This window comes from Cupriavidus sp. FW305-26 (assembly GCF_058787975.1).
In genome coordinates this window covers 108,335-132,270 of the sequence record NZ_JBYTAH010000012.1, presented here as the reverse complement: position 1 = coordinate 132,270, position 23,936 = coordinate 108,335, and the positions used below count along the sequence as shown (strand labels likewise).

Below are 23,936 nucleotides of genomic sequence, written 5' to 3'. Positions count from 1 at the left end.
GGCATGTGATGTTTAGCCATGATGAGCACCTCCTTTGGTTCAAGATAGGTGCTGTCCGAAAAAGCGGGTCATCTCCAGAATAGCTTCACCACTTCCGGATTAGTGAGCGGTGCTCTCGGGCCGCGCCTATCGAAGCGCGGCACTAGACAACGTAGATCGGCGGACTGCATGGCATCGCGGTGCCAGCGGTACACCGTCGAAACGCTTGGTGGCCTGGCGTCACCCAGCTCGTGGGCGACCTCGCGAATTCGCGGCTCCATCAACTTCCTCGTCCAGCACAAAGGTCCGTGGGTGCGAATGCCGTCCAAGTATCGCTTGCTGCGTAGCGCGAGTGCCTGCAGCTTCTGCGGCAGCTCAGCAAAAGGCCTGCCATATCCTCCAGACGGTCGCTCGTTGGAAATATCAGCACGCGGGCGGGAGATTCTGCCCTGGGCGTATGCCTCTAGAAGTCGCTCCACAGACTGCGTGCTGTACGTCCCGCTCTTTGTATCCTCAAGAGATACCGACCCGTCCTCTTGAATACGCACGATGCGGGTTGCAATTCCGTCAAGCTCAAAAGCCGTGTTCTTGATCAAGGAAAAACCAGTCATGGCGAATCTCCTTCGAGAATTGAATTTGAGTGGCAGACGTGCAGACTTGAGTCAGGTCGATCTGAGCGTACCCGGCAGTCAACAGCGACACCGCCATGCTCCACCCAAGGACCGATACGACGTCACCGAGCGTGCAGGAGTCAGCCACGGTCATTCGTCGAATCGCAAGGCGAAGTGCGTGGTGGTCAGGCGGAAATGGCGGTAAAAACTTCCGCAGCGCCTTCAGGTTGCTGAGGCGGGGCTGTTGCCTGATGGCCGTGTCAGTCAGAATGACGAACTCTTCACCCTCTCCTATGAGATGAGCGTGAATGCCGGTCAACCTGGCACGGACTTCATCTTTAAGCAGTTGCGCCGCCGGCTTGACCTCGATGAGGACAGAGCGCCCACTGCCATTCGCGAGAAGTACCTCGAAGTCCGGCGTGTACCGCCCGGTCTCTGCCCCGTCGGCAAAGTAGATATGGCGCGGCTGCTCCCTGACAGCGGCTATTGCCGGCGAGAACTCGAGCAAGACCAACGCGTCGCGCTCAAGCAGGTGCTCATGGGCGACCATCCTGCCGTTTTTACGGCTGGGGAATTTCCCTCGAGGAATCCCTCCGGATCTAGATACGACGTTTCGCACGGGGCGATGGGCACGCTCAGGTCTGAGCCGTGGGCGCGTGAGTGAAGATGACATGCAAGCTCCTCTCTAGGCATACGGCTCACCCTCCAAACAACAAAAAGTTGTTCGGTTTCCAAGTCGTAGGCACGAAGGAGGGCGGCGGCTCGACGAAAAATCGTCAAGCCACAGGCCTCCGATTGCGGAAAAAGAGAAAAGGGGGGCTTGACGCTTGAGGTGGGATGGTAGAGACTCAACTCACATGCTCTAGCCAGCTGTGGGTCTTTGTCTCTACAAGGATCCCGGACAAGCGCTGCAGGCCTCCGGTTTGTGGCGCTTTTTCGTTACATAGATCCTCCTTGCCCGCTTGCCAGCATTGGCATTGAACTTTGGGTTCGCTGCAGCCGAAGCGCTGCTAGAACATTCGTGAGAATGTCCAAAGCGGGCGATCCTAGGCGCGGCAGTTCCTCGACTAAGGCCCTCACAAACTCATGCTCCGCCGGCGAGAGCTCCTCCGGCAACCGTAGCATTCGCTGAGATAACTCGGCAGCTCTGCTAAGTGCTCGCCGGCCATCACCGTCAAGCCCTAGTGCTTCCGCAAGGGCGTTCAATATCTGCGGCCCATCCGGCCTATTTCTACCTGTCTCGATGGCATTGATATAGGTCGCATTGACACCCGCGCGCCGCGCTAACTCAGCCTGCGTGAGATCACGCTCGACGCGATGCCGTCGAACGAAGTCACCTAGCGCGGTCATATCCAAGATGATTGTTTGAGGTCTCGCATAGGGCAACTATAGCCGACGGCAAGGCTGCCGAAAAGGCAAATTTCTGAATAAGATCAAAGACTTATCTTATCGATTTCTCAATGTAAATAATTGATATTTTTTTACTGAAAGCAGCGAGCTTTCCAAAAATTAGGCCGTTTGCCCTGGAATTTCGGCAGTCAACGCTTAGCTAAAGAAGATTAGAAAATCAAAATCGCATCCGATCTCGCAAAAAATACCATATGTGCATTACAGAACACCTGCCGATTAACGATTCACGGGTATACCCGCCACGAGAGTGCTGAGTGCTGACTAGGTGGTGCATCGCACAAGGTACTATCTGGCTTCGAGGGATCACCTGACCGCATCGAACTGGGCAAGCGTTTGACACCGGATTCGACGACTTGTCCACTTCGATTGCTTGATCAGCTACAAGCAGTGGCGCATAATGTCATCATTTTGATGATGTTTAGCGCCTACCAATGAGCAATCGAACTTCTGTTTTCGGTCTTACGGCCATCAGATGTGGATGAGGAGCGCCTGACCATGCCTCCCCAGCGCGTCGAGAGTCTTAGCCATGCCCAGCGGGAGCGGCTGGCTTATATCGACTTTCGCCTGTACTTCATGGGTGAAATCGGCCGCCCATACTTGGCGAGCCGCTTTGGGATGGCCCCGGCCGGGGCAACGCGCGACTTGGCGCTGTACCGGGAAATCGCGCCGCAGAACATCGAGTTCGACGGCAGCAACAAGATCTACCGCATCGGTAAGGCTTTCGTCCCGATCTTCGAGCACGCGACGCAGCGTGTCTTGTCGGCACTTGCTCTTGGGTTCGGTGATGGAGTGAACGTCGACTCGCAGCCGCTATTGCCGTGCGAATCGCCCACAGCCCTAAGCAACCCCAAGATGGATGTTCTGGCCCCGATCTGCCGAGCCATCCACGCCAAACGGCCAGTCGCCATCCGCTACCACTCGATGAGCAGCGGCGAGTCCGAGCGGGTCATCGTCCCCTTCGCCCTGGTCGACACCGGCCTGCGCTGGCACGTCCGGGCCTTTGATCGCAAGAGCGACGAGTTCCGGGACTTTGTCGTCACGCGCATCGAAGCGCCGACCCTTCTTGATGAGGAGCCGCAGGCCAACGAACGTCCGGACAACGACATCCAGTGGACGCGCATCGTCGAGCTGGACTTCGTGCCGCACCCGCGACTTGAGCGCCCCGAGATCATCAAGATGGACTACGGGATGACCGACGGCTCGATCCGGATGCGCGTTCGCGCCGCCGTCGCGGGCTACATGCTGCTGCGCTGGAGCGTGGACTGCTCGCCCGACCATCGCCTCAAGGAAGAACAGTACCGCCTATGGCTCAGCGATCCGCTGGCGCTGTACGGCGTTGAGAACGCCAAGCTGGCTCCGGGATATCAAGCACCGAGTAGCCCCAAGAAACGGTAGAAAAGAACAAACGCAATGGCCAAGACACTTGAAGCCCACGACAAACTGATCCGCGAGATTTTCGAGGGCAGCTACCAGTTCGAGATTCCGGACTACCAGCGCCCCTATGCCTGGACGACCGAACAGGCGGGCGAGTTGTTCGACGATCTGATCTCGGCCATGCAGGACGCCCGTGTCTCCGGCGCGACCAGCCAATACTTCCTCGGCAGCATCGTTCTGATCAAGAACGACCGGGAACCGAAATCGTCGGTGGTCGATGGCCAGCAGCGCCTGTCCACGCTGACGATGCTGTTCGCGGTGCTGCGCGAGGCCATGCCGCACGCCGCCGACGACATCACCGATTTCCTCTACAAGAAGGGCAAGGTCAGCCTAGGCGAGAAAAATGAATACCGCCTGACCGCCCGCGAGGAAGATGCCGACTTCTTCCGCTCCAACATTCAGGAGCCGGGTGGCATCGCGCAGTTGGTCGCGAGCACCGACAAGCTGGAAGACAGCCGCCTGCGCTACCGCGAAAACGCCACGCTGCTGCTTGCCAAGGCCAAGGCGCTGCCGCCCGCAGACCTGATAGCGATGTGGCAGTTCCTGGCCAACGACTGCTCGCTGGTCGTCATCTCCACTCCCGATCTTGAAGCCGCCTACCGCATCTTCTCCGTGCTCAACAACCGGGGGCTCGACCTCGCGCCCATCGACATCATCAAGGCGCAGGTGCTGGGCCTGATCCGCACCACGGCAGGCGACGCCAAGAGCCGCGCCTACGCCAAGGAGTGGAGCCGGGTTGAAACCGCACTGGGCCGCGACGCATTCGGCGATCTGTTCGGTCACATCCGCACTATCTACGCCAAGCAGAAGCAGCGGGCCACGCTGGTCAAGGAGTTCCAGGAGCACGTCACCGAGTACAAGGCTCCCATCGACCTCGTCGACAAGGTCATCAAGCCCTACGCCGATGTGTGGAACTTCGTGCGCGACGCCGACTTCGAGGCCACCGAGCACGCCGAGACGATCAACGAGCACCTGTCCTGGCTCAACCGCGTGGACTTCAAGGACTGGGTGCCTCCGGCACTGGTGTACTTCAAGCGCTTCCGGCAGCAGCCCAAGCTGCTCGCGGAATTCTTCGAGTCGCTGGAACGCCTCACCTATTTCCTGCTGGTCACCAAGGTGGGCATCAACGTGCGCATTGAAACCTACGCCGCGCTCACCAAGGAAGTCGAGCCTGATAGCTTCAAGGGAGATCTGGCCGCCCTCACCACGCTGGCCCTCACAGACGCGCAAAAGCGCAAGTTCGTCGCGGCACTCGATGGAGACGTCTACGACGATCTGCCCAAGGCGCGGATGGCGCTGGTCTTGCGCCTCGAGTCCTTGGTGCGTGCCCCCGGAGTGCATCTTCAAGATGCCGTGTCGCTGGAGCACGTCCTGCCGCAAACGCCGCCCGACGGTTCGGACTGGATCAAGTGGTTCCCGGATGAAGACGAGCGCGATGGCTGGACGCACCGTTTGGCCAATCTGGTTCCGCTGGATAGGAACAAGAACTCGTCTGCCAGCAACTACGACTTTGCCAAGAAGAAGGACGCCTACTTCAGGGGCAAGGGCAAGGCGTCGCCCTTCGTGCTGACGCAGGAAATCAGATCAGAAAACGAGTGTACGCCCAAGCTTCTGGCCGAGCGCCAGCACCGCCTTGTTGGCGTCCTCAAAGATCACTGGAATCTCGCCGTCGCCACAGGCACGGCGGCGAGCTGAGGAACGTATCGATGCAGAAGAAACAACAACAAGACCAAAGCCAGATCAAGTGGATTTCCGATTTCATCTGGAACATTGCAGACGACCGCCTGCGCGACGTCTACGTTCGCGGCAAGTACCGCGACGTGATCCTGCCCTTCACCGTGCTGCGACGGCTCGACGCCGTGCTCGAAGCTACCAAGGACGCGGTGCTGGAGCGCAAAAGGTTCCTCGACACCCACAAGGTGGCCGAGCAGGACGGCGCGCTGCGCATGGCGGCGGGTCAGGCCTTCTACAACGTCTCGGAGTTCACGCTCGCCAAGCTGAAGGCCAGCGCGGCAGGGCAGCGTCTGCGCGATGACTTCATAGCGTATCTGGACGGCTTCTCGCCCAACGTGCAGGAAATCCTCACCAAGTTCAACTTCCGCAACCAGATTCAGAAGCTGGTGGATTCCCACGTCCTGGGCTACCTGATCGACGACTTCCTCGACCCCGAGGTCAATCTTGCTCCGCTGCCCGTGAAGGATGCCGACGGCCGCATCAAGCTGCCCGCGCTAGACAACCACGGCATGGGCACGGTGTTCGAGGAGCTGATTCGCCGCTTCAACGAAGAAAACAACGAAGAGGCAGGCGAGCACTTCACCCCGCGCGACGTGGTGCAGCTCATGGCCAAGCTACTGTTCCTGCCGGTGGCCGAGCGCATCGAGTCCAGCACCTATTCGCTCTATGACGGCTCCTGCGGCACCGGCGGCATGCTCACCGTGGCCGAGGAGGCGCTACACGAACTGGCCGAGCAGCACGGCAAGGAAGTGTCGATCCACCTGTTCGGACAGGAGATCAGCGACGAAACCTATGCCATCTGCAAGGCCGACCTACTCTTGAAGGGCGAAGGCGCAGAGGCCGAGAACATCGTCGGCGGCGCAGACAAGTCCACGCTGTCGGCTGACCAGTTCCGGTCACGCGAGTTCGATTTCATGATCTCCAACCCGCCCTACGGCAAGAGTTGGAAGACCGATCTGGAGCGCATGGGCGGCAAGAAGGAGTTCAATGACCCGCGCTTCATCGTCAGCCACGCGGGCAACGCCGAATTCAAGCTCATCACCCGCTCCAGCGACGGGCAGCTTTTGTTCCAGGTGAACAAGCTGCAAAAGATGAAACACAACACGCCGCTGGGCAGCCGCATCGCGCTGGTGCATAACGGCTCGGCGCTATTCACTGGCGACGCAGGCCAGGGCGAGAGCAACATCCGCCGCTGGGTGCTGGAGAACGACTGGCTCGAAGCCATCATCGCCCTGCCGCTCAACATCTTCTACAACACCGGCATCGCCACCTACATCTGGGTGCTGGCCAACAAGAAGGCCGAAGAGCGCCGTGGCAAGGTGCAGTTGATCGACGCCAGCGGCTGGTTCCAGCCGCTGCGCCGCAACCTTGGCAAGAAGAACTGCCAACTCTCGGACGGAGACATCCAGCGAATCATCGACCTCTACCTCGGCGATGCACAGGAATCCGCCCAGTCCAAATGGTTCGACACCGAGGACTTCGGTTACTGGAAGATCACGGTGGACCGCCCGCTGCGCCTGAAAAGCCAGCTCTCCGACGACCGCATCGAGCCCCTGCGTTTTGCCTCCGGCGACGAGGCGGTGCGCGCCGAGATCTATGCCACCCACGGCGAGGCACTTTATACCGAGTTCGCCAAGCGCAAACCGGCCATCGAGGCATGGCTGAAAGGCGAGGACGAGAACGAGGACGACGACAGCGAGGACAGTGATAGCGGTGATGACAGCGAGGCTCCCGCCGCGCGCAAGGCCGTGCCCGCCAAACGCCGCAAGAAGCTGCTCGACGCATCAACTTGGCAGCGCGACAAGGCGCTGATGGAGGTAGCGCAACGAGCGCAGAAGGCACTGGGCAGCGCCGTGTTCGACGACCACAATGAGTTCCGCACCCGCTTCGATGCTGCTCTGAAAGCGCAGGGCGACAAGCTCGGCGCTCCGGAGAGGAAGGCTATCTACAAGGCGGTGAGCTGGCGCGACGAAGCCGCGCCGCCGGTCATCGCCAAGCGCAGCAAGCTCAAGGCGGGCGAACACTTCGAGCCCGGCTTCGATGGCGCGTACCTGGAAACCGTGGGCAAGGATCGCTTCATGGTCGAGTACGAACCCGACAGCGAGCTGCGCGACACCGAGCAGGTACCGTTGAAGGAACCGGGCGGCATCGACGCCTTCTTCGCCCGCGAAGTGATGCCGCACGCGCCAGACGCCTGGATCGCCATGGACAAGACCCAGATCGGCTACGAGATTTCCTTCGCTCGCTATTTCTACAAGCCCGTTCCGCTGCGCACGCTGGCCGAAATCCGCGCCGACATATTCGCGTTGGAGCAGCAGAGCGAAGGTTTGTTGCACAAGATCGTGGGGGAGGGTCAATAATGTTTGGGCCCTATCCTGATTACAGGCGAACGGATTTGAAATGGTTTGAATATTTACCTGAGTCGTGGGCTATCCTGCGAACCAAGCAAATGTTCCGCTTGATAATTGAAAAAGCTCCGGCAAATAATCAGATGGAATTACTATCTGTTTATACCCATATTGGCGTCAGGCCGAGAAAAAGCCTTGAACAACGCGGCAACAAAGCCTCTACAACCGATGGATACTGGGTTGTAAAAAAGGGGGACATAATTTCCAACAAGCTCCTCGCTTGGATGGGGGCTATTGGTGCTTCCCACTATGAAGGAGTTACCAGTCCAGCCTATGATGTTTTGAGGCCAATCAAGTCATGTAACACTGACTATTATCATTTTCTATTCAGGACAAAAAAATATCTCCAACAGTTCAAAATAAGATCGAGGGGCATAATGGATATGCGCCTCCGGCTGTATTTTGACCAGTTTGGACAAATTCCAATTCCTGTCCCGCCGCACCCCGAACAAGACCAGATCGTCGCCTACCTGCGCGCGCAGGATGCCCACATCGCCCGCTTCATCAAGTCCAAGCGAGATCTCATCAAGCTGCTGACCGAACAGAAGCTGCGCATCATCGACCACGCTGTCACCCGCGGCCTAGATGCATCGGTGACGCTGAAGCCGTCCGGCATCGAATGGCTGGGCGAGGTGCCTGAGCATTGGGAAGTAGCCCTGATTAAACACATAGCGGACGTGCGCTTCAGCGGTGTGGACAAGCATTCACATGACGACGAAACACCAGTTCGCCTGTGCAACTACACCGACGTCTACAAGAACGACCGCATCACGGGTGATATGGACTTGATGCGCGCCACAGCGACGACGGCGGAAATTGCGCGTCTTACGCTAAAAGCGTGCGATGTGATTATCACAAAGGACTCCGAAACCCCGGACGACATCGGCGTACCCGCGTGGGTTCCGGAGGACTTACCTGGCGTGGTTTGCGCTTACCACCTCGGTCTGTTGCGCCCCGAACCGGATCGAGTATTGGGCGAGTTCTTGTTTCGCGCCATCGGCTCGGCGCGCACGGCGCAGCAGTTCCATGTCCTGGCCACTGGTGTCACGCGCTTTGCACTCGGCAAGCACGATGTGAAGAATGCAGTCATTGCGTTGCCACCCGTCGCAGAGCAGGAAACGATCTGCCGGTGGATCACCGACGAGTGCAAGCCGCTTGACGACGCCATCGCCCGCACCGAAGACGAAATCAAACTGATCCGCGAATACCGCGACCGCCTGATTGCCGATGTGGTCACGGGTCAAGTGGACGTGCGCGGCTGGCAGCCCGGCCCGGAGGATGTGGTGGACGAGGCGGCGCTGGCCGCGCTGGGCGATGACCAAGAGGACGTGACTGAAGAGGAGGACGGCGATGGCGAAGACTGACACCAGCGAGCGCTGGTTCGAGGCGCGCGTGGTGCGTGGCCTGACCGGCGTGCCGCAGCCGGAGTACAGCTATGAGCTGGCTCCCACGGACTTCGCCGCCACCCACAACGGCTACGTGCAGGGTAAGCCCACCGACTACAACCGCGACGTAGCGCTGGATGTGGCGCAGTTGCTGGCCTTCTTGCAGGCCACCCAGCCCAAGGCGGTGGACACGCAGGAACTGGCGGCGGACGGCATCAAACGCACCCAGTTCCTGCACCGCCTGCAGGGCGAGATCACCAAGCGCGGCGTGGTGGACGTGCTGCGCAAGGGTGTGAGCCACGGGCCGGTACACGTCGATCTCTACAAGCTGCTGCCCACGCCGGGCAATGCCGCCGCAGCGGATGCCTTCAGCAAGAACATCTTCAGCGTCACCCGGCAGGTGCGCTACAGCAACGACTCCGGCAACGAACTGGATTTCGCGATCTTCATCAACGGCCTGCCGGTGCTGACTTTCGAGTTGAAGAACTCGCTGACCAAGCAGACCCTGGCCGACGCCATCGTCCAGTACCAGACCACGCGCAGCCCGCAGGAACTTTTGTTCCAGTTGGGCCGTTGCGTGGCGCATGTCGCGGTCGATGACGCGGAGGCCGCGTTCTGTACCGAGCTGAAGGGCAAGGCATCGTGGTTCCTGCCGTTCAACCAGGGCTGGAACAGCGGCGCAGGCAACCCGCCCAACCCGGATGGTCTGAAGACCGATTACCTGTGGAAGCAGGTGCTGACCCGCGAATCGCTGGCCAACATCATCGAGAGTTACGCGCAGGTGGTGGAAGAGGAAGAAGCAGACGCCAGCGGCAAGAAACGCAAGAAGCGCAAGCAGATATTCCCACGCTTCCATCAGTTGCGCACGGTGCGTGCCCTGCTGCGTCGGGCCCATACCGACGGGGTGGGCAAGCGTTATCTGATCCAGCATTCGGCAGGCAGCGGAAAGAGCAACACGATTGCCTGGCTGGCGCACCAGTTGGTGGAGCTGCGCCGCAACGACGACCCGCTGACGGCGCAGTTCGATTCCATCATCGTCATCACCGACCGGCGCGCGCTGGACACGCAGATCGCCCGCACCATCAAGGGTTACGATCACGTGGCGGCGATCTTCGGCCACTCCGACAACGCGCAGGAGTTGCGCGAGTACCTGCGCCGGGGCAAGAAGATTATCGTCACCACGGTGCAGAAATTCCCGTTCATCCTCGATGAGCTGGGCGACCTCTCCGGCAAGAGCTTCGCGCTGTTGATCGACGAGGCGCATTCCAGCCAAGGCGGCAAGACCACGGCGCGGATGCACGAAGCCCTCGGCGGCAAGGTTGCCGAGGAGGAGTTCGAGGAGGACAGCACGCAGGATGCGGTCAACGCGGAAATCGAGAAGCGCATTGCCTCGCGCAAGTTGCTGGTCAACGCCAGCTACTTCGCCTTCACTGCCACACCCAAGAACAAGACGCTGGAGTTGTTTGGCGAGAAGACCCTCGTTGGCGACAAGGTGCAATTCCGTTCGCCCGAAGAACTGACCTACACCACCAAGCAGGCAATCCAGGAGAAGTTCATCCTCGACGTGGTGGAGAACTACACCACCTACGACAGCTTCTACCAAGTGGCCAAGACGGTGGCGGACGATCCGGAATTCGACAAGGTGAAGGCGCTGAAGAAGATCCGCCACTACGTCGAGTCGCACGACAAGGCCATCCGCCGCAAGGCCGAGATCATGGTTGATCACTTCATCGCACAGGTCGCGGGCAAGCAGAAGATCGGCGGCAAGGCGCGGGCAATGATCGTCTGCAACGGCATCGCGCGGGCCATCGACTACTGGCGCGAGGTGTCGGACTATCTCACGCAGATCAAGAGCCCGTACAAGGCCATCGTTGCGTACTCGGGTGATTTCGAGATTGGCGGCCAGAAGAAGACCGAGGCAGATCTCAACGGGTTTCCGAGCAAGGATATTCCGGCCAATCTCAAGCAAGACCCGTATCGCCTCTTGATCGTTGCCAACAAGTTCGTCACCGGCTTCGATGAGCCCTTGCTGCACACGATGTATGTGGATAAGCCGCTGGCGGGTGTGTTGGCGGTGCAGACACTGTCACGCCTGAACCGCGCGCACCCGCAAAAGCACGACACTTTCGTGCTCGACTTCGCCGACAACGCCGAGGCGGTGAAGGCAGCGTTCCAGGACTACTACCGCGCGACTATCCAGACCGGCGAAACCGACGCCAACAAACTACACGATCTGAAAGCCGAACTCGACGGGCAGCAGGTGTATAGCTGGCAGCAGGTGGAAGACTTGGTGGCGTTGTACTTGAGCGGCGCAGACCGGGACAAACTCGACCCTATCCTCGATGCTTGCGTCGCCGAGTACACCGACAAGCTCGGCGAGGACGATCAGGTCAAGTTCAAGGGTAAAGCCAAGGCCTTCGTGCGCAGCTACGGCTTTCTTGCCGCGATCCTGAGCTACGGCCACCCGACCTGGGAGAAGCTGTCGATCTTCCTGAACTTCCTCATTCCCAAGCTGCCCGCGCCCAAAGAGGAAGACCTCTCCAAGGGGGTTCTGGAGACCATCGACATGGACAGCTACCGTGTGGAGGCCAAAGCAGCGTTGAAGATGGCGATGGCCGATGCCGACGCCACGGTTGAGCCAGTACCGCCGGGCGGCGGTGGTGGCAAAGGCGAGGCAGACATCGACAAACTCTCCGCGATCATCAAGACCTTCAACGACCTGTTCGGTAACATCGAGTGGAAGGACGAGGACAAGATCCGCAAGGTCATTGCAGAGGAAATCCCGGCGCGGGTAGCGCAGGACAAGGCCTACCAGAACGCGCAGGCGAACTCCGACAAGCAAAACGCCAAGCTGGAGCACGACAAGGCGCTCAACCGCGTGGTGCTGGAGTTGCTGTCCGACCACACCGAACTGTTCAAGCAGTTCAGCGACAACCCCAATTTCAAGCGCTGGCTGACGGACACGGTGTTCGATGCGACCTATCAGCCAGGCGTGGTTCCGCCGAAGGCACCGCCGCAGACTGGGGCGTCGGCATGAGAAGGAATTGGTGCGGGAAGACGCGATGACCGAAATATCTCCAGAGGATCAAGCCAGAATTTCTGCGCTTTGCAGAGAGGCCGAGCGACTGGAAGAAGACGCCCTGTATTCGAGCAAGGGGCATTTCAATGCCGAAGACACATGGGTTCGGCGCAACTACTGGCTCGGTGTTCCTGCAACCGCTCTTGGTGCGATTGCAGGTGCCGCTCTGGTCAAAAGCCAGCCTGAGTGGGCCAGTGCCTTTACCTTGCTAGCGTCGCTACTGACAGGGTTGATGACCTTTCTCAAGCCCAACGAGCGGGCTGCAATGCACCGGGCCGCTGCCGGGCAGTTTTTGGCTCTTCGGAATGAAGCCCGCTTTTTCCGCGAGATCGAATTGCTTGAGACTGATCGGCTGGGAGAGCTTCCTGAGAGATTGAAGGCACTTGCCTCTGCACGCAATGAGCTGAACCAGAAGAGCCCGAGTATTCCAAGACGCGCATTTGTCGCTGCACGCAAAGGCATCGAAGAAGGCGAAGCCACCCACAAAGTGGACAAGGAGAAATGACAGGATGTCGGTATTGAGTTTTCTGACGGACAGGGCCAGCAGAGCCGTGCTCTCCACAACCGAGCAGTTGTCGATCACGACATCGATCTCCACACTGCAAACCCGGATCGGCCAGCATTTCAGCAGCGGTGTAATCAAGCAGCACTTCCGCTTCGGGTCGTCGACGCGGGGCACGATTCTGCCGCGCTCAATGGACGAGCGTTCGGATATTGATTACATGATCGTGTTCAGCGAGAACAACGCCACGCCACAGACCTATCTGAACCGGCTGAAGGCTTTCGTCGAGAAGTACTACAGCTCGTCGGACATCCGCCAGTCCAGTCCGACCATTGTCCTCGAACTGAACCACATCAAGTTCGACCTCGTGCCGGCAACAACAACGTGGCTCGGTGAGTTGCAGATTCCGGATGGCTCTGGCGGCTGGATGACGACCAACCCGAATGATTTCAACGCAACGCTTGAGGCGAAGAACAAAGAGCACAAGTCACTGATCAAGCCGTCTATTCGGCTGTTCAAGTACTGGAATGCCACCGCAGGGTTTCCGTTTCGATCCTCCTTCGAAATGGAGAAATGGGTCTGCGGCCTGAGCTTCTGGTTCCCGGTAAACCAGAAGGACTATTTCTTCGCGGTCATCGATAACTTGAACACGAGTTCCTCATACACACAGTGGGTGAACGACGAGATTACCCGCGCGAAAATCATCGTGGCCAACGTTCGTCAGTATGAGAAGGATGAGATGCCGGTGACGGCAGAGAACGAAATCAAAAAGCTGTTCCGGCGCTGAGGAGGAATAATGGCGCTCAATCTTGCAAAGGCCGTCATCGGCTACCTGAAGGAACGGCCCGAGCAGAAATTCACTGCACGGCAGATCGCCGAGTGGGTGTTCGCCTCCTATCCGGATGAGTGTCAGGAAAAGCGGGCCAATAGCCGTGGCGACTACATCAAGTCTGATGCGGATCTGGTTCAGCAGCTTGTTGCAGAAATCAGCTCGCAGCGCCCGCGGATGCAAGCGAAGCATCCAGAACTTAAAACGACCGAGGGACGGCCGCGCAGGTACTACTATTCGGAGCGCTCGGACAGCGCAGAAGTAGCGGCGGTTGAAAGCGAGGGGACGTCGGTTGAGGTGGACGCGAGCGCTTCGAAGATTGACGAACACGCCCTGTACCCCTTGCTGTCGCAATATCTGTGGGAGGAGTTCGACGTCTTCTCCAAACGCATCGACGAGAAGCGTTCGTCGAATAAGCGCGGTCCCAACGGCAACCGCTGGTTGTACCCGGATTTAGTGGGCATGGAGGATTTGGGCAAGGAATGGCACCGCGAAGTGCGCGACTGCGTCACGCAGTATTCCGACAAGCGCACGAAGTTGTGGTCGTTCGAGGTCAAGCTGCTGATCAACCGTTCGAACGTGCGCGAGTGCTTCTTTCAGGCCGTATCGAACTCGTCATGGGCCAACTTCGGCTATCTGGTTGCAGCAGAAATCGGCGGTACCGACACGCTGAAGGAACTGCGGATGCTCTTTGCTGCCCACGGCATCGGCTTCATCAAGCTGGACGTGGACAACCCTGCCGACAGTCAGGTGCTGATTCCGGCCCGCGAGCGCGACGAGATCGATTGGGACATGGCCAATCGGCTGGCCACGGAGAACCGGGATTTCCTGGAGTACGTGAAGCTGGTGAAGCAGTTCTACCAGACCGGCGAGGCGCGCCCGGCGGATTGGGACGTTCCGGAACTGGACGACTGACCGCCTATTCCAGGTGGCCGATGACGTCGAGGCGTTCGTCGCCGCGCTGAAACGCACCGAACCATCCGTCGCGCGAATCGGCGCGGGTGCGGCTCACCAGCAGCGTGAATCCCTCGCAGCCTCGTGTCTTGGCGGTGGCGAAGTCGATGGTGTCGAATTTGGCCTCGCGCACCAACGTCTTGGCCACCGACTTCATGGCCGATTCGAACAGATCGAGCAGGTTGTCCTGCAGGCTGGTATCGATGTTGCGCCAGGTCACGTCATCAATGACGACGCGCTTGAATCGGTTACTCATGGTTAATGCTCCTTGTTGGCGTGGATGACATGAACGCGCTGTTCGGGGATGAAGCCAAGCTCTTCTGGACGTTTCTGGTTCAGGTGTTGGGAAGCAGCCAAGTTGCCTCAGCCTCCCGGCGAGTGACGAGTCCCGGCAGCACTTTCCCGCCGCCATAGACCCATCGGCGCAGCTCTGTCGCGGCTGCGACCCAGTCCCGCTGATTGATCCGTCGACGCAGTGTCGACGTCTGCAGCCGCCCCGCACCGAGGTTGAACGTGAAGTCGACGATTGCCGCGAGCCGACTCTCCGGCTCGGTGGCCAACCGCGCAGTAGCGCAGCGTCACGGCCAGTGCCGTCAGCGCAAAGATCGCGCGCCAGATAGACCTCGGCTTCGGCCTCCGTGATCGCCGGGTGCTTGGGATCACAGAGATGGCCGTAACCAATCGTCCAGAAACCTGCGGGGCAGATGTAGGGAACGGCGGTGATCTCGATTCCGCACTTCACCCGGCGCTCGAACCCCTCGAAGCGCTTGGCCAGCTCGATGGCCGCTTTTGGTTTCGATCACGGTCGCACCCGGTCGAAAACCCGCCCGAGGAACCAGAAGTTCAGCACCCCGGCCCACAGAGCCTGATCGGCCTCTGTCCAGGTGTGCAGGATGGCCGTGCCCCAGCCAGCGCCTGCAGTCACGGCAGCCGCGGATGCGGCCGTCTTGGCGGCGCAGCACCCGGGAGCGGGAATCGCGGGCCCGCCCAGGACACCGCGCTGATGCGGGCGCTCGGACTGGCGCACCACTGGTAACGCCTGCTGGACGAGCAGCGGGCGGGCTCGGTGGCCGAGATCGCCGAGGCCGAGGGCATGGACGTGACGCAGGTGCGCCGCGTGATGCGGCTGACCCTACTGGCCCCGGAGGTCGTGGAACGGCTGGTGGGCTCGCCCGACGCCGTCCTGGAGAAGGTCATGCGACGGCCCTGGCCCAACGGCTGGGGCGACCAGATGCGGGTGCTCGCGCCGCCCGCGTGACCGCGTCGAGCCCAGCGCCAGCAACCGCCTCCGGGCGGTTTTTTTGCACCTGCTCCGTTCTCGGTCGCCACCGCTACGGGAGTTGCCAGCCACAACCGACCGCCTCTAAACCCGCGCCAGCAAAGGAAGTGGCCTCAAGAACGCTCGCGTGACCACCAGAGAAAACAGAGAAAAGAGAGGTGTCGGCGGGGGTGAAAACGCAGGGTTCGCAGGGGTGGCGCTCGCGAGGTCAGGCCCGGAATCCGCGCCAACACTGGTGGAACGGGCGAAAAAAAACCAACCAAGAACGGTTGGTTTTTTGAATAGTGGTGGAGTACCCGGAAATCAAACGCGCGTCCGCAAGTAGTCGATCTCAGCTGCGCAAACCGCGTTTGACGTAACCAAACATCGATTTTGCCCTCAACCTAACGTCGAGTATTCTCAATTTTGGTGACACCAGTTTTCACTAATCGTGTCCACAGTCCCACGAATTCTGTCACTCGACATTAGATGTCAGACGTCGATATTTCGTGCGACAAGAGCATTACTCTCAATAAAATTCCTACGCGGCTCCACCTCATCCCCCATAAGGGTGGTAAAGATCTGATCCGCCGCAATAGCATCCTCAATCTGCACCTTCAGCAGCCGCCGCTGGGTAACATCAAGCGTCGTCTCAAACAGCTGCTCAGGGTTCATCTCACCAAGACCCTTATACCGCTGACGAGAAACCCCACGCTCAGCCTCAGCCAGCAGCCATTGCATTGCCCCGTGGAAGTCGTTGACAGTCTGATCGCGCAGCTTTTCACCTTCGCCACGCTGCACCTTGGTGCCTTCCGGGGTCAGGCCCTGGAACGTCTTGGCCGCGTTGGACAGAGCAGCATAGTCAGCACCGTGAACAAAATCCGCATCCAAATGCGACAACCGCACGTTGCCATGATGCCGACGCGCAATCATCAACCGATGCTTATCCGTCTTCTCATCAAACTGCGCGTAGACGTCAGCGGTGCCATCATCATTAACAGCCGCCCCAATCAACGTCTTGGCATGCATCTCAGCCAACTTGGCCTTCAGCGCCACAGCAGACGCCTCAGCAGCAGCCGCGCTATCCAGATCCAGCGCCACCCCATCAGCAATCGCACGCAGGGCGTCGGTATCAACAACACGTGACAGCCGAGAAATCACCCCCTCAGTCAGCTGATACTGCCGCGCCAACTCAGTCAGCGCCTCCCCATTGATCTCCGACCCATCCGGCCGCACCAGCACAGCCTTCTCCATCGCCAGCTTCAGCAGGTAGGCATTGAGCTCGACATCGTCCTTGATATACCGCTCTTCCTTGCCGTGCTTGATCTTGTACAGCGGCGGCTGCGCGATATAGACATAGCCGCGCTCGATGATGTCGGGCATCTGGCGGTAGAAGAACGTCAGCAGCAGGGTGCGGATGTGAGAGCCGTCCACGTCAGCATCGGTCATGATGATGATGCGGTGGTAGCGCAGCTTGTCCAGGTTGTAGTCGTCCTTGCCGATGCCGGTGCCCAGTGCGGTGATCAGCGTCAGCACTTCCTGGCTGGACAGCATCTTGTCGAAGCGGGCGCGCTCTACGTTCAGGATCTTGCCCTTCAGCGGCAGGATGGCCTGGAACTTACGGTCGCGGCCTTGCTTGGCGGAGCCGCCTGCGGAGTCACCCTCCACCAGGAAGAGTTCTGACAGGGCGGGGTCTTTTTCCTGGCAGTCGGCCAGCTTGCCGGGCAGGCCCATGCCGTCCATCAGGCCCTTGCGGCGGGTCATTTCGCGGGCCTTGCGGGCGGCTTCGCGGGCGCGGGCGGCGTCTACGATCTTGCTGCAGATGATCTTGGCGTCGCCCGGGGTTTCCAGCAGGAAGTCGCTCAGGGCCTTGCCGACGAGTTCTTCAACGGGCAGGCGCACTTCGGAAGAGACCAGCTTGTCCTTGGTCTGCGAGCTGAACTTGGGCTCGGGCACCTTGACGGAGAGCACGCAGGACAGGCCTTCGCGCATGTCGTCGCCGGTGGTTTCCACCTTGGCTTTCTTGGCGACTTCATTCTCTTCAATGTACTTGTTGATGACGCGGGTCATCGCGGCGCGCAGGCCGGTCAGGTGGGTGCCGCCATCGCGCTGCGGGATGTTGTTGGTGAAGCAGAGCACCTGCTCGTTGTAGCCGTCGTTCCACTGCATGGCCACTTCCACGGCGATACCGTCTTTTTCGGTGTTGGCGTAGAAGATGGTGGGGTGCAGCACGCTCTTGGAGCGGTTGATGTACTCCACAAAACCCTTCACGCCGCCGGAGAAGGCAAAGTCTTCTTCCTTGCCGGTGCGCTGGTCGACCAGCTTGATGTGCACGCCGTTGTTCAGGAACGAGAGCTCGCGGATGCGCTTGGAGAGGATCTCGTAGTGGAACTCGACGTTGGTGAAGATCTCTTCGTCGGCCAGGAAGTGGACTTCGGTGCCGCGCTTGTCGGTGGCGCCGATGATCTTCATCGGCGAGACTTCAACGGGCTGGCCGTCGGGGCCGGGCACGGTCTCGACGATGCGGTTCTGTACGTCGCCCTTGGCGAATTCGATCAGGTGGACCTGGCCGTCGCGGCGCACGGTCAGGCGCAGCCACTTTGACAGCGCGTTCACGCAGGACACGCCCACGCCGTGCAGGCCGCCAGACACCTTGTAGCTGTTCTGGTTGAACTTGCCGCCGGCGTGCAGCTCGGTCATGGCGATTTCTGCCGCGCTGCGCTTGGGTTCGTGCTTGTCGTCGAACTTGACCAGGGGCGGGATGCCGCGGCCGTTGTCGACGATGGAGATCGAGTTGTCGCTGTGGATGGTGACCTGGATCTCGGTGCAGTAGCCGGCCAGCGCTTCGTCGATGGAGTTGTCCAGCACCTCGAAGACAAGGTGGTGCAGGCCGGTGCCGTCGGAGGTATCACCGATATACATGCCCGGACGCTTGCGTACCGCCTCCAGGCCTTCCAGGATCTGGATCGAAGAGGCTCCGTAGGTGTTTTCCTGCTGCGGGTTCTGCTGTTCGGTCATGTCTTTCTACTCACGGCAATGGCGGAATTCGGGCCGGGCCGGCATAGCGGCGGGGCGCGAAAAGGTCCGCATGGCGGGTTACTAAAAACGGCAAAAGGGGCGGATCGTCGTTTCGATCCTGCCCCCGCTGCGGGATGGTCATCCCCAGGACTTCCCGGCCTGGGCCGGGTGTCGTTGCGTGCCGTTTGCTGCTCCGGTTCTTGTCTGGTCTGGTCCTGTTACCGGATCATCAGATGCGCATCGGCATGACGACGTACTTGAAGTTGTCGTCTTCCGGCACGGTAATCAGCGCACTCGAATTCGAGTCGCCGAGGCTGACCTGCACCTGCTCGCTCTTCAGGTTGGCAAGCACGTCAAGCAGGTAGGTCACGTTGAAGCCGATATCGAGCGCGTCGCCCGAGTAATCGAGTTCCAGCTCTTCCTGCGCCTCTTCCTGGTCGGCGTTGGTGGAGCTGATCTTGAGCATGTGCGTGTCGAGGATGCAGCGCACGCCCTTGAATTTGTCGGTCGTCAGGATCGCGGTGCGTTGCAGCGCCTGCTGCAGCCGCACGCGGTCGATGGCGAAGGCGTTCTTGTAGCCCTTGGGAATCACGCGCTGGAAGTCAGGGAACTTGCCTTCCACCAGCTTGGAGATCAGTTCGATATTGGCGAACGTGAACTTGACCTGGTTGGCGGCCAGCTGCACCTGCACCGGATCGTCGTTGTCTTCCAGCAGGCGCTGCAGTTCCAGGATGGTCTTGCGCGGGATGATGACTTCCTGGCGCGCGCCCACGCCGACGGCTTCGGTCTCAAGCTCAACGCCGCAGTACGCCAGGCGGTGGCCGTCGGTGGCGACTGCCATGACCTTCTTGCCTTCCACCACCAGCAGCATGCCGTTCAGGTAGTAGCGGATGTCCTGCTGCGCCATGGCGAAGTGGACCATCGCCAGCAGGTGCTTGAAGGTCTTCTGCGGCAGGCTGACGCTGGCGTTGAATTCGCTGGCTTCGGCAACGGTCGGGAATTCCTCGGCGGCCAGCGTCTGCAGTGCGAAGCGGCTCTTGCCGGATTGCACGGTCATGCGCTTGTCGTTGAGCGACAGGGCCACGTCGCCGTCAGGCATGGCGCGCAGGATGTCCAGCAGCTTGCGCGCGGCCACGGTGGTGGCAACGCTGTCGCTGCCAACGCCGCATTCGGCGTGCGTGGTGATCTGGATCTCGATGTCGGTCGAGAGGAAGGAAACGTTGGACCCGGACTTGCGAATCAGCAGATTGGCCAGGATCGGGAGGGTGTGGCGGCGCTCCACGATGCCGCTCACGATTTGCAGCGGACGCAGCAGGTTGTCTCGCGAGGTTTTGACCAATTGCATTGAATTTATCCTTCGTCGTTTGTAATCGGCGACCGCAGAACGCAAACAACTCCGAATTCACTTAGGAATCAAGGAGTTAATATGCCATTGTACCAAGGATAAGCCGCTGCGGTGAAGCGGGGCGGGACCGGCCGGGGGGCCAGCTGTGCCCAAAAAGCCACGCTGGCGCTGCCCGTACTTGCCATCCCGTCCCGACTCACCGCAAAGCCTTATCAGTGGCCATTTTCCGGACACTTGCCCCGGCGACGCTGACGTTAATTCCCCAGGCGCCACGGGATGTCCGTGGCGCGCACCCTACAGTATGCCAGCCCCGAGGGGCCGACCCTTCAAAACGCCTTCCCGGGGGTCCCCGGGCATCGGCCATGCATCAGCCCTTGAGCGTTTGCTCCAGCACGTGCAGTTCATGGTTGAGCTGCGCGTCCTTGCTGCGTTCGTCGGCGATCTTGCGCACGGCATGCAGCACGGTGGTGTGGTCGCGGCCGCCAAAGAGCTCGCCGATTTCGGGCAGGCTCTTCTGCGTCAGCTCCTTGGCCAGGTACATCGCAATCTGGCGCGGCCGTGCAATATTGGCAGGGCGCTTTTTCGAATACATGTCAGCGACCTTGATGTTGTAGAAATCCGCGCAGGTCTTCTGGATGTTCTCCACGGAGATCTGGCGGTTCTGCACAGTCAGCAGGTCCTTGAGCGCTTCGCGCGTCACCTCGATGGTGATGTCCTTGCCGTGGAAGTTGCTGAACGCCAGGATCTTGCGCAGCGCGCCTTCCAGCTCGCGCACGTTTGAGCGCAGGTGCTTGGCGACAAAGAAGGCAACCTCTTCGGGCACGTTGACGTTTTCCGCGGCGGCCTTCTTCATCAGGATGGCCACGCGCATTTCCAGCTCGGGCGGCTCGATGGCCACGGTCAGGCCCGAGTCGAAGCGCGAGATCAGGCGGTCGTCGATGCCGGAAATCTCTTTCGGGTAGGTATCGCTGGTGATGATCACCTGCGCCCGGTTGGCAATCAGGGCCTCAAAGGCATAGAAGAACTCTTCCTGCGTGCGGTTCTTGCCGGAGAAGAACTGGATATCGTCGATCAGCAGCAGGTCCAGCGAGTGGTAGTAGCGCTTGAACTCGTCGAACGCCTTGCGCTGGTACGCCTTGACCACGTCGGACACGTACTGCTCGGCGTGGATGTAGCGGATGCGCGCGCGCGGGTTCTCCAGCAACATGAAGTTGCCGATGGCGTGGATCAGGTGAGTCTTGCCGAGGCCCACGCCGCCATAGAGATACAGCGGGTTGTACGACTTGCCCGGGTTGTTGGCCACCTGGATGGCCGCGGCGCGGGCCAGCTGGTTGGCTTTGCCAGTGACGAAGTTGTCAAAGGTCAGGATCGGGTTCAGGCGCGAGCGCTCATGCACCGTGTCGCTGGGCTGGTGGCCGGGCATCGGCGTGGCGCCGCCCATCTGCTGGTGCGGCTGCTGCTGGGGTTGCTGCGGCGGCGCGCGGTAGGAGCGGGCGCTGGCTTCGGCGGGGTCCATCTGGACCACGTCGATCTCACCCATGTCGGCGCCGTGCGGCTGGTGGCCGTGCTGGCCAGGGTGGGGCTGGCCGCGCGCACCGGCCGGGACCGGTGCGGCGGACGGCATGCCGGCCGGATTGCCCGGGTTGCCCGGATTGCCATAGGGCGGTTGCCCCATGCCGTAGCCGGCCGCGCTGACCGGCTCGCCATAGCCATAGCCGGGCTGCTGGCCGGGCATGGCGAACGGCGGCTGGCCCATGGCCTGGCCGCCCATCGGCTGGGCGCCGGGATAGCCGCCCATGCCCGTACCCGGTGCTGCGTGGCCGTCCATGCCGCCCGGGCCCATGCCGGGCTGGGCCGGCTGCATATAGGCAGCGGCACGGCCCGAAGCGGCGGGATCCAGCACGAACTGGACGCTGACCTGCGCTTCCCAGTACTCGCAGGCCAGTGCGGTGATGCGCCCCGAAAACTGGCTCTTGACCCAGTCCAGCTTGAAACGGTTGGGCGCGGCAATGCGCAGCGCGTGCGTTTCTTCATCGAACGCAACGGGCGCCAGCGGCTTGATCCACGTTTTGAACTGTTGCGGCGTCAGCTCGCGCTCTAGTTGCGCTGCTGCCGCCTGCCAGAAATCTTGCATTGTTTGTTTTTTGGTAATCGTACCCGGCCGCAAATCAGCGGTTCCCCCGGCACGCCACAAGCAGCATCTACGCCGCGCGATCCGGGCCATCCTTACCGTATTAGGAATCAATTCCGTTCGGTGAGGCCTCCGCGGCATGCCAATGCAGCAGCAAGCGAGCCTTCAGGCTCGCCGCACTGGCGTGCGTTCAGTCATGCGTTGCCGCGGTGGGGGCCCGGGTTGCGCCTGCGCCACGCAGCCCGTGTTGTGTTTGGACCCGGATTGTACCCCCGCCCCTGAGTTATCCACAAAGGATAAGTCTGTGGATAACTTGTGCAAATGCAGTGGATTTGTGTGCACAACCCTTGGTGCGATGCGGCTTTCCGGGGTGTGGAAACGGGGGAAATCTCAGGCAAAACAGGGACTTCGCCTGTGGATGGATGCGGTAGAGGTGGCCCTCGGGACACTTGCAGTTACCCACTGGCCTTTGTGGACAATGGCGCACCACGGGCCACAGACGGGTGTGGCAATTGTGCCGGCGCACACAGTCTTGCGCCTTGACATTGCCGCAGAAAATCGGTTAAATGCCGGGTTCTGCGATGCGGCAGGGGATCACGTATGCGCATCGCCGGGTCTGGCCTGTTCGTGCCGTCCTTGCTAACAGGTCAGCGACCTGCACATGCATAAACACGGCCGGCAGCAAGACAGAACCAGAATCGTCGGCAATCCCGCTGCAGTGTCTTGCCAGCGGCAGCCCCATGCGAACCATACGCGGCGGCCACGGCACCCCGGCACCGGCCGGTGTCAGGCGCGCCCAGATCAACCAGAGAGTGCAACATGAAACGTACCTACCAACCTTCCGTTACCCGCCGCAAGCGTACCCACGGCTTCCGTGTCCGCATGAAGACCCGCGGCGGCCGTGCCGTCATCAACGCACGCCGCGCCAAGGGCCGCAAGCGCCTGGCCATCTGAGGCCGGGGCGACTGCTATGACGGCGCGCACTGCGTTGCCGTCATGGCCTGACGCCTCACCTCAGGGACGGCCGGCAGCTTGCCGCAGGGCTCAGCTAGTTAGTCAGCAGTATCTCTCGCCAGCATTGCCCAGCGTGTCTGCCCATGCCTTCCCCAAAGCCGCAAGGCTGACAAAGACGGATGAGTTTTCATCCGTTTTTGCTTTGCGGCCCCGGCGTCGCAGCCCGCATTTCGTGCTCTATGTGCGCGCCAATGACCGGCCGGAAGGCCGCCTTGGCCTGGTGGTGGGCAAGAAGTTCGCGCCGCGCGCCGCTGAGCGCAACCTGGTGAAGCGCATGGCGCGCGAGCTGTTCCGCCAGCGCCGTGAGCACCTGGCCGGGCGCGACGTACTGCTGCGCCTGCAAGCCAGGTTCCCGCGCGCGGAATTTGCGACGCGCGCGGCGGTCAGACAGGCGTGCCTGGCGGAAATCACCAGCTTGCTGGAAATTGCCGCCAGGCCGCTGCCGCCACCGCCGGCGGCAAACCCCGCTCCGCCTGCGCCACCCAGCCAGGCACCGGGCCTTCCAGCCTGACCACCCCGCCATGAAGCCGATCCTGCTAGCCCTGCTGCGTATCTACAAGATCGCCCTGAGTCCTTACCTGGGCTCGCGTTGCCGCTTCCTGCCGACCTGTTCCGACTACGCCCGCGACGCCGTCATCCATCACGGCGCCGCGCGCGGCAGCTGGATGGCCGCCTGCCGGCTGTGCCGCTGCCATCCTTTCGCCCAAGGCGGGTATGATCCCGTGCCGGGCACGGAAGCTGACGACACTGCCAGGCCGGACACCCACGCGGGCCGTTCCGTCCATGCCGCCGCAGGCCATGCGCCTGTTGCGATCCGTCTGCCCAGACCCTGATTTCTCCGACCA

General features: G+C 60.7%; 19 protein-coding genes and 1 pseudogene. 12 read left to right on the top strand and 8 right to left on the bottom strand.

Annotation, left to right across the window (positions count from 1 at the left end):
• Positions 1-68: 68 nt before the first annotated feature.
• The 3 genes from AC3WQZ_RS10100 to AC3WQZ_RS10090 all read right to left on the bottom strand — a co-directional run bounded on the left by AC3WQZ_RS10100 (position 69) and on the right by AC3WQZ_RS10090 (position 1,940).
• Entirely contained in the window at positions 69-590 is a 522-nt protein-coding gene (locus AC3WQZ_RS10100) for a hypothetical protein (RefSeq protein ID WP_492300457.1), read from the bottom strand.
• Entirely contained in the window at positions 553-1,263 is a 711-nt protein-coding gene (locus AC3WQZ_RS10095) for a TnsA endonuclease N-terminal domain-containing protein (RefSeq protein ID WP_492300455.1), read from the bottom strand. The genes AC3WQZ_RS10100 and AC3WQZ_RS10095 overlap by 38 nt, the downstream gene beginning before the upstream one ends.
• A 266-nt stretch (positions 1,264-1,529) precedes the next feature.
• Positions 1,530-1,940, bottom strand: coding sequence for a helix-turn-helix domain-containing protein (locus AC3WQZ_RS10090; protein ID WP_492300453.1), 411 nt, complete (start codon positions 1,938-1,940; stop codon positions 1,530-1,532).
• Positions 1,941-2,495: 555 nt separating this feature from the next.
• Here AC3WQZ_RS10090 and AC3WQZ_RS10085 point away from each other — a divergent pair.
• The 8 genes from AC3WQZ_RS10085 to AC3WQZ_RS10050 are packed head-to-tail and all read left to right on the top strand — an operon-like array spanning position 2,496 to position 14,286.
• Entirely contained in the window at positions 2,496-3,395 is a 900-nt protein-coding gene (locus tag AC3WQZ_RS10085; protein WP_492300452.1) for a WYL domain-containing protein, read from the top strand.
• 15 nt (positions 3,396-3,410) lie between these two features.
• A complete protein-coding gene (locus AC3WQZ_RS10080; RefSeq protein ID WP_492300450.1) occupies positions 3,411-5,129 on the top strand; it encodes a DUF262 domain-containing protein in 1,719 nt (572 codons plus the stop codon).
• A gap of 11 nt (positions 5,130-5,140) precedes the next feature.
• Complete coding sequence (locus tag AC3WQZ_RS10075) at positions 5,141-7,528, top strand: type I restriction-modification system subunit M (protein WP_492300459.1); 2,388 nt, start codon at positions 5,141-5,143, stop codon at positions 7,526-7,528.
• A gap of 35 nt (positions 7,529-7,563) precedes the next feature.
• Positions 7,564-8,940, top strand: coding sequence for a restriction endonuclease subunit S (locus AC3WQZ_RS10070; RefSeq protein WP_492300448.1), 1,377 nt, complete (start codon positions 7,564-7,566; stop codon positions 8,938-8,940).
• Positions 8,927-11,998 (top strand): type I restriction endonuclease subunit R, encoded by a 3,072-nt coding sequence (locus tag AC3WQZ_RS10065; RefSeq protein WP_492300447.1) that lies wholly within the window; start codon positions 8,927-8,929, stop codon positions 11,996-11,998. Before AC3WQZ_RS10070 ends, AC3WQZ_RS10065 begins: the two co-directional genes overlap by 14 nt.
• A gap of 10 nt (positions 11,999-12,008) precedes the next feature.
• Positions 12,009-12,545, top strand: coding sequence for an SLATT domain-containing protein (locus AC3WQZ_RS10060; protein WP_492300458.1), 537 nt, complete (start codon positions 12,009-12,011; stop codon positions 12,543-12,545).
• A gap of 4 nt (positions 12,546-12,549) precedes the next feature.
• Complete coding sequence (locus tag AC3WQZ_RS10055; RefSeq protein ID WP_492300446.1) at positions 12,550-13,329, top strand: SMODS domain-containing nucleotidyltransferase; 780 nt, start codon at positions 12,550-12,552, stop codon at positions 13,327-13,329.
• 9 nt (positions 13,330-13,338) lie between these two features.
• On the top strand, positions 13,339-14,286 hold the full coding sequence (locus tag AC3WQZ_RS10050; RefSeq protein WP_492300445.1) for a COG2958 family protein: 948 nt from the start codon (positions 13,339-13,341) through the stop codon (positions 14,284-14,286).
• Positions 14,287-14,290: 4 nt separating this feature from the next.
• On the opposite strand, the gene AC3WQZ_RS10045 is transcribed toward AC3WQZ_RS10050, so the two are convergent.
• Together AC3WQZ_RS10045 and AC3WQZ_RS10040 are read right to left on the bottom strand one after the other, a co-directional pair.
• The gene (locus tag AC3WQZ_RS10045; protein ID WP_492300444.1) at positions 14,291-14,581 is read right to left on the bottom strand and encodes a hypothetical protein; all 291 of its coding nucleotides are present in this window, start codon (positions 14,579-14,581) and stop codon (positions 14,291-14,293) included.
• Positions 14,582-14,660: 79 nt separating this feature from the next.
• Positions 14,661-15,067, bottom strand: a pseudogene (locus AC3WQZ_RS10040) (lysozyme).
• A 324-nt stretch (positions 15,068-15,391) separates the two neighbouring features.
• On the opposite strand from AC3WQZ_RS10040, the gene AC3WQZ_RS10035 reads away from it, so the two are divergent.
• Positions 15,392-15,583, top strand: a complete 192-nt coding sequence (locus AC3WQZ_RS10035; RefSeq protein WP_492300443.1) for a hypothetical protein — start codon at positions 15,392-15,394, stop codon at positions 15,581-15,583.
• A 492-nt stretch (positions 15,584-16,075) separates the two neighbouring features.
• Here the strand turns inward: AC3WQZ_RS10035 and gyrB are convergent, their stop codons facing one another.
• From gyrB to dnaA, 3 genes are all read right to left on the bottom strand, one after another.
• Positions 16,076-18,601 carry a DNA topoisomerase (ATP-hydrolyzing) subunit B gene (gene gyrB, locus AC3WQZ_RS10030; RefSeq protein ID WP_492300442.1) on the bottom strand — a complete coding sequence of 842 codons (2,526 nt, stop codon included), beginning with the start codon at positions 18,599-18,601 and terminating at the stop codon, positions 16,076-16,078.
• A 229-nt stretch (positions 18,602-18,830) separates the two neighbouring features.
• A complete protein-coding gene (gene dnaN / locus AC3WQZ_RS10025) occupies positions 18,831-19,946 on the bottom strand; it encodes a DNA polymerase III subunit beta (RefSeq protein ID WP_010811375.1) in 1,116 nt (371 codons plus the stop codon).
• Between the two features lie 367 nt (positions 19,947-20,313).
• A complete protein-coding gene (dnaA, locus tag AC3WQZ_RS10020) occupies positions 20,314-22,080 on the bottom strand; it encodes a chromosomal replication initiator protein DnaA (protein ID WP_011614275.1) in 1,767 nt (588 codons plus the stop codon).
• Positions 22,081-22,896: 816 nt separating this feature from the next.
• On the opposite strand from dnaA, the gene rpmH reads away from it, so the two are divergent.
• The 3 genes from rpmH (at position 22,897) to yidD (ending at position 23,924) form a co-directional block, all read left to right on the top strand.
• Complete coding sequence (gene rpmH / locus AC3WQZ_RS10015; protein WP_008650850.1) at positions 22,897-23,031, top strand: 50S ribosomal protein L34; 135 nt, start codon at positions 22,897-22,899, stop codon at positions 23,029-23,031.
• Positions 23,032-23,164: 133 nt separating this feature from the next.
• Positions 23,165-23,602, top strand: a complete 438-nt coding sequence (gene rnpA / locus AC3WQZ_RS10010) for a ribonuclease P protein component (RefSeq protein ID WP_492300440.1) — start codon at positions 23,165-23,167, stop codon at positions 23,600-23,602.
• 10 nt (positions 23,603-23,612) lie between these two features.
• On the top strand, positions 23,613-23,924 hold the full coding sequence (gene yidD, locus AC3WQZ_RS10005; protein ID WP_010811372.1) for a membrane protein insertion efficiency factor YidD: 312 nt from the start codon (positions 23,613-23,615) through the stop codon (positions 23,922-23,924).
• Positions 23,925-23,936: the final 12 nt, after the last annotated feature.